The sequence below is a fragment of the Pasteurella dagmatis genome (assembly GCF_900186835.1).
Lineage (GTDB): Bacteria > Pseudomonadota > Gammaproteobacteria > Enterobacterales > Pasteurellaceae > Pasteurella > Pasteurella dagmatis.
In genome coordinates this window covers 186,818-201,065 of the sequence record NZ_LT906448.1, presented here as the reverse complement: position 1 = coordinate 201,065, position 14,248 = coordinate 186,818, and the positions used below count along the sequence as shown (strand labels likewise).

The 14,248-nt window shown below is 38.3% G+C and carries 10 protein-coding genes; 5 read left to right on the top strand and 5 right to left on the bottom strand.

Features of this window, described 5'->3' with window-relative positions:
- Positions 1–64: 64 nt before the first annotated feature.
- Together tldD and rng are read right to left on the bottom strand one after the other, a co-directional pair.
- Positions 65–1,513 (bottom strand): metalloprotease TldD, encoded by a 1,449-nt coding sequence (tldD, locus tag CKV78_RS01070; RefSeq protein WP_005765404.1) that lies wholly within the window; start codon positions 1,511–1,513, stop codon positions 65–67.
- Between the two features lie 128 nt (positions 1,514–1,641).
- Entirely contained in the window at positions 1,642–3,117 is a 1,476-nt protein-coding gene (gene rng / locus CKV78_RS01065) for a ribonuclease G (protein WP_005765403.1), read from the bottom strand.
- 154 nt (positions 3,118–3,271) lie between these two features.
- Here rng and putP point away from each other — a divergent pair, with 154 nt between their 5' ends.
- A complete protein-coding gene (putP, locus tag CKV78_RS01060) occupies positions 3,272–4,786 on the top strand; it encodes a sodium/proline symporter PutP (protein WP_005765401.1) in 1,515 nt (504 codons plus the stop codon).
- Positions 4,783–5,748 carry a tRNA 5-methoxyuridine(34)/uridine 5-oxyacetic acid(34) synthase CmoB gene (cmoB, locus tag CKV78_RS01055; RefSeq protein ID WP_005765399.1) on the top strand — a complete coding sequence of 322 codons (966 nt, stop codon included), beginning with the start codon at positions 4,783–4,785 and terminating at the stop codon, positions 5,746–5,748. The genes putP and cmoB overlap by 4 nt, the downstream gene beginning before the upstream one ends.
- Before the next feature lie 87 nt (positions 5,749–5,835).
- On the opposite strand, the gene fabB is transcribed toward cmoB, so the two are convergent.
- Positions 5,836–7,056 carry a beta-ketoacyl-ACP synthase I gene (fabB, locus tag CKV78_RS01050; RefSeq protein WP_005765397.1) on the bottom strand — a complete coding sequence of 407 codons (1,221 nt, stop codon included), beginning with the start codon at positions 7,054–7,056 and terminating at the stop codon, positions 5,836–5,838.
- A 160-nt stretch (positions 7,057–7,216) separates the two neighbouring features.
- Between fabB and mnmC the strand changes: the two genes are divergently transcribed.
- A complete protein-coding gene (gene mnmC, locus CKV78_RS01045; RefSeq protein WP_005765395.1) occupies positions 7,217–9,241 on the top strand; it encodes a bifunctional tRNA (5-methylaminomethyl-2-thiouridine)(34)-methyltransferase MnmD/FAD-dependent 5-carboxymethylaminomethyl-2-thiouridine(34) oxidoreductase MnmC in 2,025 nt (674 codons plus the stop codon).
- 27 nt (positions 9,242–9,268) lie between these two features.
- Here the strand turns inward: mnmC and CKV78_RS01040 are convergent, their stop codons facing one another.
- Both CKV78_RS01040 and grpE read right to left on the bottom strand, forming a co-directional pair.
- On the bottom strand, positions 9,269–10,594 hold the full coding sequence (locus CKV78_RS01040) for an L-cystine transporter (RefSeq protein WP_005765393.1): 1,326 nt from the start codon (positions 10,592–10,594) through the stop codon (positions 9,269–9,271).
- Between the two features lie 168 nt (positions 10,595–10,762).
- On the bottom strand, positions 10,763–11,344 hold the full coding sequence (grpE, locus tag CKV78_RS01035; protein WP_032855687.1) for a nucleotide exchange factor GrpE: 582 nt from the start codon (positions 11,342–11,344) through the stop codon (positions 10,763–10,765).
- A 160-nt stretch (positions 11,345–11,504) separates the two neighbouring features.
- Between grpE and CKV78_RS01030 the strand changes: the two genes are divergently transcribed.
- Complete coding sequence (locus tag CKV78_RS01030) at positions 11,505–12,419, top strand: NAD(+) kinase (RefSeq protein WP_005765388.1); 915 nt, start codon at positions 11,505–11,507, stop codon at positions 12,417–12,419.
- An 89-nt stretch (positions 12,420–12,508) separates the two neighbouring features.
- Positions 12,509–14,185, top strand: coding sequence for a DNA repair protein RecN (gene recN / locus CKV78_RS01025; protein ID WP_005765386.1), 1,677 nt, complete (start codon positions 12,509–12,511; stop codon positions 14,183–14,185).
- Positions 14,186–14,248: the final 63 nt, after the last annotated feature.

Genomic DNA, 14,248 nt, shown 5'->3' with positions numbered 1-14,248 from the left:
ATAAATGAATAAATATTCAATAATATCACAAAAAATCCAGATCAGTTGATCTGGACTTGTTTTATTAATTTGTACCACCTACGGTAATTTGCTCAATTTTTAAAGCAGGTTGACCAACGCCAACAGGTACGCTCTGTCCTTCTTTACCACAAACGCCAATACCGTGATCAAGTTCAACTTGATCTGCAACCATAGAGACATTTTGCATGACCTCGATACCACTACCAATCAAAGTTGCACCTTTGACTGGTTTAGTGATTTTACCTTTTTCAATCAAGTAGGCTTCTGAACTTGAGAACACGAATTTGCCCGAAGTAATATCCACTTGGCCACCGCCAAAGTGCGGTGCAAAAAGTCCAAAATCTACCGAAGCAATTAAATCATCAAATTTACTTTGCCCAGCCAACATATAGGTATTGGTCATTCGTGGCATTGGCAAGTGCGCATAAGATTCACGACGTCCATTACCGGTTGGCGCTACGCCCATTAAACGTGCGTTCATTTTATCTTGCATATAGCCTTGTAAAATACCATCTTTGATTAACACATTATATTGACTTGGTACGCCTTCATCATCTACCGTTATAGAACCTCGACGATTTTGTAACGTACCGTCATCAACAATGGTACATAAAGGTGAAGTGACAAGCTCACCAATTTTACCTGTAAATAAGGAACTTTCTTTACGGTTAAAATCACCCTCTAAACCATGTCCAACAGCTTCGTGTAACAATACGCCCGGCCAGCCCGCTCCTAAAACGACAGGCATCATTCCTGCTGGTGCCGCAATTGCACTTAAATTCACTAAAGCCTGACGCACTGCTTCTTTCGCAAAATAGACCGCTCTTATTTCACCATTTTCACTTTCTAAAAACCACTCTAACCCAAAACGACCGCCAGCACCTGCACTACCACGCTCACGCTTGCCATCTTGTTCGACCAAGACAGAAATGGATAAACGTACTAACGGACGAATATCCGCTGCAAGCGTACCATCTGTTGCTACAATTAGTACTTCTTCATATACGGAACTTAAACTCGCGGAAACTTGAACAACACGAGAATCTTCATTACGCGCTGTTTTATCCACTAAATGCAATAATGCAATTTTCTTTTCTTTGTTTAAGCTATTTAGTGGGTTAATACTTTGATAACGTAACATCGCCTCAACAGGAGTCAATACAGATGGGGCAATGATATTACCTTGCTTCACTTGCGCGATCCCTTTGACCGCTGCGGCACATTGTTGCAAACTAGCTAAGTTAATTTGGTCAGAATACGCAAAACCTGTCTTCTCACCACTTACCGCACGTACACCTACACCACGGTCAATATGAAATCCACCTTCTTTGATGATGCTGTCTTCCAATACCCAATTTTCATCTTGGCTAAGTTGAAAATAAAGATCTGCATAATCAATATGGCGATGCGAAAGCAAATCAAAGGTATTTTGTAAATCTTTTAAACTCAGATTGCTTGGTGTAAGTAATGTATTACTAACTGTATTAATCATAATTTATATATTCAATAGAAAAGAAAAGTGCGGTGTATTTTATGTTATTTTTAGGCAGGATGAAAGGTAATAGAAAAGCGACTTTTACTTTATACAAAAGAAGAAAGTCGCTAATAAATGACTATTAACTACATTACAACTACATCAAATTGTTCTTGGTTGTAATACACTTCAGTTTTAATTTGGATTTGTTTACCGATAAAAACTTCCAATTCAGCAAGCAAGCCATGAGATTCTTCATTGATCAAATAATCTGCTACTGCACGTGATGCATAAACTACGAACTGCTCACTTGAGAACAAGTGATGAACGCGGATAATTTCACGCATAATTTCATAACAGATCGTTTCCACGGTTTTGATACGACCACGCCCCTGACAAGATGGGCAATCACCACATAACACATGCTCAAGACTTTCTCGAGTACGTTTACGCGTCATTTCAACTAAACCAAGTTGAGTAAAACCGTTCACACTTGTTTTAACACGATCTTTCGATAGTGCTTCTTGCAGAGATTCTAACACTCGATTACGATGATCATCTGTTTGCATATCGATAAAATCGATAATTATAATCCCACCGAGATTGCGTAACTGCAACTGTTGAGCAATAGCTTTTGTCGCTTCGATATTCGTATTAAAAATAGTTTCTTCAAGATTGCGATGGCCAACAAAAGCACCTGTATTAATATCAATGGTGGTCATCGCTTCTGTTTGTTCAATAATTAAATACCCGCCTGATTTTAAATTTACACGTTTATTTAATGCAGTATGAATAGCAGTTTCTACACCATACACATCAAAGAGCGGTTGATTTCCTGAATAAAGCACCAATTTATCGACCAAAGTTGGCATAAATTCTTCGGTAAATTGTTTCACTTCAGTAAAGCATAATTTCGAATCAATACGAATTTTCTCTAGCCCGGCACCAATAAAATCACGCAAAATACGCTGCGTTAATGCTAACTCTCCATATAACATTGATTTTGTTTGATATTTACCACGACGCTCTAATACTTTTCGCCATAAACGTTTCAGAAAATCCGCATCTTGTTTTAATTCGTCTTCCGTTGCACCCTCAGCTGCAGTACGGATAATAAATCCACCTAACTCATCACAAAGTGGTAATACAAGTTCTTTTAATCTGGCACGTTCTTCTTCACTTTCAATACGCTGTGAAACACCTACATGGCTATTTTCTGGCATAAACACTAAATAGCGTGAAGGCAGTGTAATATCCGTAGTTAATCTAGCACCTTTTGTACCAAGAGGATCTTTCACAACTTGTACCACAATATCTTGTCCTTCACGAACAAGCTCTGCAATATCTTTTACTACAAATTGCTTTTGTTCACTTTCTTCCACACACTCCGTATGAGAAACAATATCAGAGGCATGTAAAAACGCTGCTTTCTCTAAACCAATATCCACGAAAGCTGATTGCATACCGGGTAAAACTCGTGTTACACGCCCTTTGTAGATGTTACCAACAATGCCACGTTTTGCCTGTCGCTCGATATGAACCTCTTTCAATATTCCGGTATCGACAAGCGCAATCCGTGTTTCATTTGGCGTGACATTGACTAACAATTCAACAGAATCCATAAAAAACACCTAACATTAAGATTTTAAATATAATTAATGTCATTTAGTCTAACGAAAAGGAAAATAGAATAATAGTACCAAATAAGGTAAAATGTGAGCTTTCTCAAATTTTGGGAGATAAAAATTATAATTTTTCGATGTTTGTGAGGTCATCATGTTTGGATTGGATCCAACACTTATTACATTTACAATTTACATTTTTGGGATGTTATTTATTGGCTTATTAGCCTACTATTATACAAACAATCTATCTGACTATATTTTAGGCGGTCGCCGTCTAGGGAGCTTTGTGACAGCAATGTCTGCAGGTGCATCCGATATGTCAGGTTGGTTATTAATGGGTTTACCTGGTGCTATTTATATTTCAGGTTTGATCGAAGGATGGATCGCTATTGGTTTAACTCTCGGTGCTTATCTTAACTGGCTATTTGTGGCCGGCCGTTTACGTATTTATACTGAATACAATAACAATGCTTTAACACTACCGGAATATTTCCACCACCGTTTTGGATCATCACATAATCTAATCAAAATTGTTTCAGCATCAATTATCTTGGTTTTCTTTACGATTTATTGTGCTTCGGGGGTAGTAGCTGGTGCGAAACTTTTCCAAAACTTATTCTCCGTACAATATTCAACCGCACTTTGGTATGGCGCATTAGCAACGATTGCTTACACTTTTATTGGAGGATTCCTCGCGGTAAGCTGGACTGATACCATTCAAGCTACTTTAATGATTTTTGCACTCATTCTAACTCCCGTCTTCGTATTAATTAGCTTAGATGGCATTGAACAATTTCATCTTGTCTTAGCACAAGCAGAAGTCACAGCGCAAAAAGATTTTACTGATATTTTCAGTGGCACAACCCCACTAGGTTTGTTAAGCCTAGCCGCATGGGGCTTGGGTTATTTTGGACAACCACACATTTTGGCACGTTTTATGGCGGCTGATTCTGTGAAATCACTCAATAATGCACGTAAAATCAGTATGACTTGGATGATATTATGTTTATTAGGTGCAATGGGCATCGGCTTCTTTGGTATTGCTTATTTCTATGCTAATCCCCAAGTTGCAGACTTAGTAAATCGCGAACCAGAACAAGTCTTTATTGAACTCTCAAAATTGTTGTTTAACCCTTGGATTTCAGGCATTCTACTTTCTGCCATATTAGCAGCCGTAATGAGTACTTTAAGTGCACAATTACTCATCTCATCAAGTGCCATCACAGAAGATTTTTATAAAGGTTTTATCCGTCCAAAAGCGTCTGATAAAGAATTAGTTTGGCTTGGTCGCTTAATGGTACTTTCCATTGCTGGTATTGCGATTTGGATCGCACAAGATGAACACAGCCGTGTATTAAAATTAGTGGAATTTGCATGGGCAGGATTTGGCAGTGCATTTGGCCCTGTGGTGTTATTTTCACTGTTTTGGAAACGTATGACCTCTTCTGCTGCATTATTCGGTATGATGACAGGTGCAATCGTTGTTTTCGGTTGGAAAAAGTGGACTGTCGAGGGATCTCAACTTCACTCCATTTACGAAATGATTCCTGGTTTTATCCTAGCTAGCCTGGTTATTGTCATTACTTCGTTACTCACTGCAAAGCCAGAAAAACATATTCTCGATACATTTGAACAAGCGAACTCTGCTTACAAGAAGGCTCTATGATTGACTTTCGTCCTTTTTATCAACAAATTGCCACAACGAATTTATCTGCTTGGCTTGAAACATTACCTTTACAACTCAAACAGTGGGAAAAACAAACTCACGGTGACTATGTAAAATGGGCAAAAATTGTTGATTTTTTACCTCACTTAGACTGTGCAAATATCGATCTCAAAAGTGCGGTCAAATCTGAGCCAATTTCACCATTATCGCAAGGTGAAGAACAACGTATTGTTTATCATCTCAAACAATTAATGCCGTGGCGTAAAGGTCCATATCACTTGCACGGTATTCATATTGATTGCGAATGGCGTTCAGATTTCAAATGGAATCGTGTATTACCCCACCTATCCCCCTTAAAAGATCGTACCATTTTAGATGTTGGATGTGGAAGTGGCTATCATATGTGGCGTATGGTGGGCGAAGGTGCGAAAACGGTAGTCGGCATAGACCCAACTGAATTATTCCTTTGCCAGTTTGAGGCGGTACGCAAATTGTTAGGTAACGATCGCCGAGCCAATTTAATCCCGATAGGGCTTGAAGAAATGCAACCGTTAGCGGCATTTGATACCGTCTTTTCAATGGGCGTGTTGTATCACCGTAAATCGCCATTAGACCATTTAACCCAGTTAAAAAATCAATTAGTGAAAGGTGGCGAATTAGTTTTGGAAACATTGGTTGTTGATGGTGATATAAACACCGTACTAGTACCAACTGATCGTTATGCTAAAATGAAAAATGTGTATTTCATTCCTTCAGTCCTGGCATTAATCCATTGGTTAGAAAAAGTTGGATTTAAAAATGTCCGCTGCGTAGATATGGCCCCAACGACACTAGAAGAACAGCGTAAAACAGATTGGTTAGAAAATGAATCCTTAGTGGACTTTTTAGATCCCAATGATCATAATAAAACTATTGAAGGCTATCAGGCACCAACAAGAGCGATCATTTTAGCCAATAAATAGTTCTGTTCATCAAAATAAAAAGCGGATTATAAAATCCGCTTTTATATACTAAAAGAAAAGGCAGATATTTCATCTGCCTTCTTTCAATTAACCGTTATATTTTTTGAAAATTAACGCTGCATTCGTGCCACCGAAACCAAAGCTGTTTGACATCACTGTGTTTAAGCCTGCATTTTCAACAAGTTCGGTCACAATATTGCAACCTTCTGCTTGAGGATCTAAAGTTTCAATGTTAATACTCGGTGCAATAAAATCATTATCTAACATTAATAATGTATAAATTGCTTCATGTGCACCTGCTGCACCTAAAGAATGTCCCGTCATTGACTTAGTTGATGAAATCGCTGGCACCTTATCACCAAATACATTTTTGATTGCACCTAATTCTTTTACATCACCTACTGGCGTAGATGTACCGTGTACATTGATGTAGTCAATTGGCGCATCAATCGTTGCCATTGCTTGTCTCATACAACGCTCTGCACCTTCACCACTAGGCGCTACCATATCGTAACCGTCTGAAGTTGCACCATAACCTACAATTTCAGCATAGATTTTTGCACCACGTGCAAGTGCGTGTTCTAATTCTTCAACAACTACAACTGCACCACCACCTGCAATCACAAAACCATCACGATTTGCATCATAAGCACGAGATGCTTTTTCTGGAGTTTCATTATATTTAGTAGAAACTGCACCCATCGCATCAAACTCTGTTGCACATTCCCAAGAAAGCTCTTCTGCTCCACCTGCAAATACAATATCTTGTTTACCTAATTGGATTAACTCAAGTGCATGACCAATACAGTGTGCAGATGTTGCACAAGCAGAGCTGATACTGTAATTCACACCACGAATTTTATACGGTGTTGCTAAACAGGCTGATACACTTGATGCCATTGTTTTTGTTACAGCATAAGGACCTACTGCCTTCACACCACGTGGACCACGTACAGCATCACAAGCGACTAATTGGTTATGAGCTGAACCAGTACCAGCACCGATCACTAACCCTGTACGATCATTAGATACTTGATCATCAGTTAATCCAGCATCTTCAATCGCTTCTTTCATTGAAAGGTAAGCATAAGCAGCAGCATCACCCATAAAGCGATAAACTTTACGATCGATTAATTCACTTGGGTTTAATTTAATCGTACCAGCCACATGACTACGCATACCCATTTCAACGAAATCAGGTACAACTTCAATACCTGATTTACCCGCTTTTAATGATGCTAACACTTCTTCTTTATTGTTGCCAATACTCGAAATAATACCAAAACCAGTAATAACCGCTCTTTTCATGGAGTATTCCTTTTTGCTTTTTGTTCAAATAGTGAAAATATGGTCGATAAAATAGCCGTCAACACACAAGATTTCAAGTGATAATTGGATCATTCGACCAGTCTAGGAAATTCAGCTATTATAGTACGATTCGGATTTTCTATAAAGGAATAAAAAGGTTATGAACAAAGTTCAGTTTGCAGAAATACATTTCAACCAAGAAAACACGCCTGTTTCTGCACAATTTGATGACGTCTATTTTTCTAACCAAGATGGTTTAGCAGAAAGCCGTTATATCTTCCAAGAAGGCAACCAATTATGGCAACGTTGGCAAGATTTTACAGGCTCACACTTCGTAATTGCCGAAACTGGTTTTGGCACAGGGCTTAACTTTTTCGCTGTTACCACATTATTCCGAGAGTTCCTCCAACAATATCCAAACTCACCACTGCAACGACTCTTTTTTATTTCTTTTGAAAAATACCCCATTCCACTTAAAGTATTAAAATCTGCACATCAAGCGCATCCAGAATTTGCAGAGCTTAGCCAACAATTACACCAACATTGGCTTGAGCCAATTGAAGGTTGCTATCGCTTTCACTTTGCAGAAACCACATTGGATCTATGGTTTGGCGATATTGCCGATAATTTGCCACAACTTGGCGATTATATGACAAATCAAATCGATGCGTGGTTTCTTGATGGGTTTGCACCAAGTAAAAATCCACAAATGTGGAATGATGAGCTTTATCAGCAAATGTATCGCTACACCAAACCTCAAGGCACATTTGCCACTTTCACAGCTGCAAGTGCGGTGAGAAAAGGCTTAGAAAATGCAGGTTTCGCTGTCAATAAACGCAAAGGTTACGGCAAAAAACGTGAGTGTATTCAAGGAATTAAGCTAGACTCAGATGAGGATGTTATTCACACACCTTGGTATTTACCTCAAGCTGCAAAATTTGAACAACAAGCTGATGTAGCAATTATTGGTGGTGGAATTGCGTCATTATTTACCGCACTTTCTTTACTCGAACGCAAGGCAAAAGTCACTCTATATTGTGAAGATGACGCAGTTGCACTCAACGCCTCTGGCAATAAACAAGGGGCTTTTTACCCTCAACTTAGTGATGATGATTTAATCAACATCCGTTTTTACATTCACGCATTTGCTTACGGGCAACAACGCCTGAAACAAGCTATTCAACAAGGCATCGAGTTTGAATATGATTTCTGTGGTGTAGCACTTTGTGGCTACGATCAAAAAAGTGCGGTCAAATTAAATAAAATTTCTGACTATCAGTGGCAAGAAAGTTTATATCAATCACTTTCACAATCAGAGTTAAGTAAAAAAGTTGGCTTACCACTTTCTTGTTCTGGCGGATTTATTCCGCAAGGCGCTTGGCTCTCACCACGCCAATTTGTGCAAAATATGTTCTCTCATCTTGAACAAAGAGGGCTAGTGATCAAAACTCAGCAAAAAGTGACCGCACTTCAGCAACAAGCCCAACATTGGCTTCTCCAAAATGAAGAGGGAGAGACATTTACTCACCAAATCGTTGTACTCGCCAATGGGCACAAGCTTACTGAGTTTAGCCAAACACGTGAATTACCGTTATACCCAGTGCGTGGACAAGTAAGCGAAATACCTACCAGTCAAAATTTGCAAAAACTCAAAGCGGTAGTCTGCTATGACGGCTACCTCACGCCAATGGCCAAAAGTCATACCCACTGTATTGGTGCTAGTCACGTTCGAGACAATGCGGAGCGTATATTTAGCCCAGAAGAACAACTCGAAAATCAGCAAAAAATCCAACAAAACCTAAATGTAGATTGGGTTCAAGATGTCGATACCTCAACTAACCAAGCGCGAATTGGTATCCGCTGTGCGGTGAGAGATCGTATTCCTATGCTAGGCAACGTCCCAAATTTTGAGCAACAGTTAATCTGCTATAAAAATATTTATAACCTACGCCGTCGTAAACAACCGATCAAAAGTGCGGTCAATTTTGATAATTTATTTTTAATCGCTGCTCTCGGTTCTCGTGGACTTACCTCTGCGCCATTATTAGGTGAAACATTAGCATCATTAATCTATCAAGAACCGCTACCACTCAGCCAAGATATAATCCATCAACTCAGCTCAAACCGTAGTTGGATGCGTAAATTGTTGAAAGGAAGTCCTGTACAAACAAAAAGAGATAGTTAAACTATCTCTTTTTTATTTTTATCTAGCTTATTTTTTCTCTAATAATTTGTTGGTTAATGTACCAGCAACCATTGAGCCATTTACGTTTAATGCTGTACGTCCCATATCAATTAAAGGCTCGATAGAAATCAATAAACCAACTAACGCAAGTGGCAGGTTCAGAGTTGAAAGGACAACAATTGCAGCAAATGTTGCACCACCGCCCACGCCAGCGATACCTAAAGAAGAAATAGTTACCACTAAAATTAAAGTCAATAAATAACTTAAACTAAATGGGTCAATGCCTACAGTTGGAGCAACCATTACAGCTAACATTGCCGGATAAATCCCCGCACAACCATTTTGTCCAATCGTCGCACCGAATGTCGCCGCAAAGTTAGCGATAACACTATTGTTTCCTAATTTATTGGTTTGCGTTTCAATATTTAGCGGTAAAGTTGCCGCACTTGAGCGAGAGGTAAAAGCAAAGCTCAAGGTTGGTAATACTTTTTTAAAGTAATCCAGAGGGTTAATACGAAACAGCGCTAATAACAAAGCGTGAACCACAAACATCAATAAAATTGCTAAGTAAGATGCTACGATAAACGTGCCTAAATTCACAATATCAGCCCATTTTGAAGTGGTCGCCATTTTAATCATTAAAGCAAACACACCGTATGGGGTTAGGCGAATCACCATACGCACTAAACGCATAATTAATTTATTTAATGAATCCACACCTTGAGCAATCCGTTCTCCAAGTGCTTGATCTTCTTTCGCTAAACTTAATGCGGCTACACCAAGTAACGCTGAGAAAATTACTACGCTAATAATCGATGTTGGGTTTGCGCCTGTTAATTCTAAGAATGGATTTTTAGGAATAAAAGAAAGTAGCATTGCAGGGATCGTTAACCCACTAACTTTTTCGACACGCCCTTCCACTTTGGTTTGTGCGGCAAGTTCGCGCTCTCCAGCCACTAAACCTTCTGCGGTTAAATCAAAAGCATACGCCATTGCAATACCAATTGCCGCAGCAATAGCAGTCGTGATTAATAATACAGAGATAACACTAAAGCTGATTTTACCCAATGCACTTGCTTGATTTAAACGTGTAATTGCAGACAGAATTGAAACAAAGACTAATGGCATTACAATCATTTGTAACAAACGAACATAGCCATTACCAACTAAATTCACCCATTCTAATGTACCGTTGATTGTTTGTTGATCAGCAGAATATTGTAATAATGCACCACCAATTAGTCCTAAAACAAGACCGATAAAGACGGTTGTGCCAAGCTTTTGCGTACGTTTAAAAATCAATGCTAACAGCGCTAAAAATACAGCAAAAATAACGAGATTGACAATTGTCATAGTGGTTCCCCAGTACAAAATGTAAAATAAATGTCAAATATACAGGCATTAAATGCAAATTACTGCTAAACCTCAACTATTTTTTGGTTATCATTTATAATATTTTTGCATATAAAAAGACCGCACTTTGAATAAAGTGCGGTCTTTTTTATTGAAATTTCTAAACAATTAAGCTGCAACCATCACCATTGCAGGGCGAATAACACGACCGTTTAATAAATAACCTTTTTGTAATACAACAGTAATTTGGTTCGTTTCAAAACCTTCCGTTGGTTGCATTGAAATCGCTTGGTGCAATTCAGGATTAAACACTTCCCCCTCTGAGCCCACTGCTTCAACACCAAAACGACCTACTGTTGAAAGTAACTCTTTTAATGTAAGTTCAACGCCATCAAATAATGCTTTCACGCTTTCATCTTCAACATTTGCATTTGTTGATAATGCTCGCTCTAAGTTATCAATGGTGTTCAAAATCTCTTTTGAGAATTTTTCTAACGCAAATTTATGCGCTTTTTCAACATCTTGCTCTGCACGGCGACGGATATTATCCATTTCAGCACGGCTACGAAGAGCAAAATCTTGTTCTCTTTTTGCCATTTCTTCAAGTTGTGCTTCTAATTCTTGAACTCGTAAAATTGCCTCACCTAATACATCTTGTTCTTCCGCTGCTTCAACTTCAGTTTCTGCTGCTTGAACTTGTTCTTCTTGGATTTGCTCTTCGCTCTCAATACGTTGTTCTTTTTCTGACATTTTATTCTCCACAGTTCTAAAGATTTCTTGATTCTAACAAAAAAAGTAAAAGTTGGCACTTATACAGATACTTGCTGACAAAGAAAAGGGTTTATGTGTAATATAGTGGCTAATTTTTTGAATTCAAGAGCGTTCAGTTTTCTCGCTAAACAGGATAGAAATGAAAATTCATAATGCCGTAGACATAAAAGCCCTACAATCCTCTTTCCAGACCATTGGTTTGTTGGGCAAACCTCGTCACGATTTGACACTGCAAATGCACAAAAATTTATTCCAATGGTTAACCGAAAAAGGCTATCAAGTACTAGTGGAAGATGTTATTGGCAAACAATTAGGGCTTGAAGAAAGATATTTAGCCACAGTTGATCAAATTGGTAAACAAGCACAATTAGGCATTGTCATTGGTGGTGATGGCAATATGTTAGGGCGAGCCAGAATTCTCGCTAAATATGATATTGCATTAATTGGAATTAACCGAGGTAATCTTGGCTTCTTAACTGACATCGACCCCAAAAATGCCTACGCCCAGCTTCAAGCCTGCTTAGATGAAGGTGAGTTTTTCGTTGAAGAACGCTTTTTATTGGAAGCTAGTGTCGAGCGAGAAGGAAAAATTATTGCACGTGGTAATGCTGTAAACGAAGCTGTTATTCATCCTGCCAAAATCGCACACATGATCGATTTCCACGTTTATATTAATGATAAATTTGCTTTTTCACAGCGTTCTGACGGTTTAATTATTTCTACTCCGACAGGCTCGACAGCTTATTCACTATCTGCAGGTGGTCCTATTTTAACCCCACAATTAAATGCTATTGCACTGGTGCCAATGTTCCCACACACCCTTTCCTCTCGCCCTTTAGTCATTGACGGCGATAGTAAAATTTCATTGCGTTTTGCAGAATACAATACATCACAAATGGAAGTGGGCTGTGACAGTCAAATCGAATTAGAGTTTTCACCTGATGATATTGTCCACATCCAAAAAAGCCCCTATAAACTCCGATTATTACATCTTAAAAGTTATAATTATTACAATGTGTTATGTTCAAAATTAGGTTGGCTTAAATCTTTTTAATTGAAAATGCTTAAAATTTAGCAAAAACCACTTTACTGTATATAAAAACAGTTATAAACTGATAAATATACAGTAAAGAGGATTTTGCGATGCTTATTCAATTGACCATTAATAATTTTGCGATTGTTCGCCACTTAAATATTGAACTTAACCAAGGAATGTCAGTAATTACAGGTGAAACTGGTGCAGGTAAATCCATTGCTATCGATGCACTAGGTGTATGTTTAGGGCAGCGCACTGAAATTTCGATGTTACGTGAAGGGCAAGATCGAGCTGATATTTGTGCAACATTCCGAATTTCCTCAAATTCACCTGCCTTTCATTGGTTATCGAATCAAGAATTACAAGATGCAGAAAACCCAGAAGAATGTATTTTACGCCGTATTATCAATAATGATGGTCGCTCAAAAGCATTTATTAATAGTATTCCTGTTTCCGCAGCACAATTAAAAGAACTTGGTCAATATCTTGTTCACATCAATGGTCAGCACGCTTCACAACTTTTAATGAAAAATGACTATCAACTGCAGTTACTTGATAATTTCTGTGCACATCCAATATTATTGGCACAGATGCAAAGTGATTATCAAGATTGGAAAAAGCTTCAACATCAAGTCCAAAGCTTCCAACAAAAAGTAGCTGAAAGTGAGGCTAAAAAACAGCTTTTACAATATCAAGTTGAAGAGCTTAATGAATTTAATCTTCGTCCAAATGAATATGTAGAATTAGAGGATGATCAAAAGCGTCTATCAAATAGTGAGCGTTTGACTACACTTTCACAATCCACCTTACAACTATTAAGCGAAAATGAAACAGTTAGTATTGATTCTCTGTTATATCGCGCAAGCCAGCAATTAGAAGAGTTGACTGAGCTAGATCCTCGCTATACTAATGTTTCTAATTTGTTACAAGAAGCCTTGATTCAAGTGCAAGAAGCAACAAGTGAAGTACAACATTTAGCCAGTGATATTGAACAAGATCCTGTTTTACTCAATGAGATCGAACAGCGTATGTCGCAAGCATTACAGCTTGCCCGTAAACACAATGTAAAGCCTGAAAACTTAGTAGAATTACACCGCACTTTAAACCAACAACTCAATGAATTAATGGATTTTTCTGAAAGTGAGCAAATCTTAATTACCCAAGAGAAACAGGCCTATGAAAAAATGCTTAATACAGCAATAGCATTGCATCAAAGCCGCCAACAAGGGGCGAATAAATTAGCACAACAAGTAACTAAGTCGATTAAGCAACTAGCAATGGAAAATGCTGAATTTTTCATTGAGTTAAACGCTGATTACAATAAAATCACTCACCAAGGGGCTGACAATGTGATATTCACACTACGCAGTAACTTAGGGCAAACAGCACAACCATTATCCAAAATTGCTTCAGGAGGCGAATTGTCACGTATATCATTGGCAATTCAAGTGCTGACTTCAGACAAATCAGCAATTCCAACTTTAATTTTTGATGAGGTAGATGTGGGTATTAGTGGAGCAACTGCGAGTGTGGTTGGTAAGCTATTACGTAAATTAGGACAACGTTGCCAAGTAATTTGTGTTACCCACTTACCACAAGTTGCTTGCTATGGAGATCAACACTTTACTGTTGAAAAATTCACTATCGATGAAAAAACAGAAACAAAAATGACCTCGCTTTCTCATCAACAACGCATTAAAGCCTTAGCTAGGTTATTAGGTGGAAGTAAAATTACAGATAGTGCTCTCGCAAATGCGCAAGAAATGCTTGATCTTGCTTCTTAACCATTATACTTACAAAGTAAGTCTTACTCACAAAAATAGGCAAGAAATTTTACTTGCCCATTT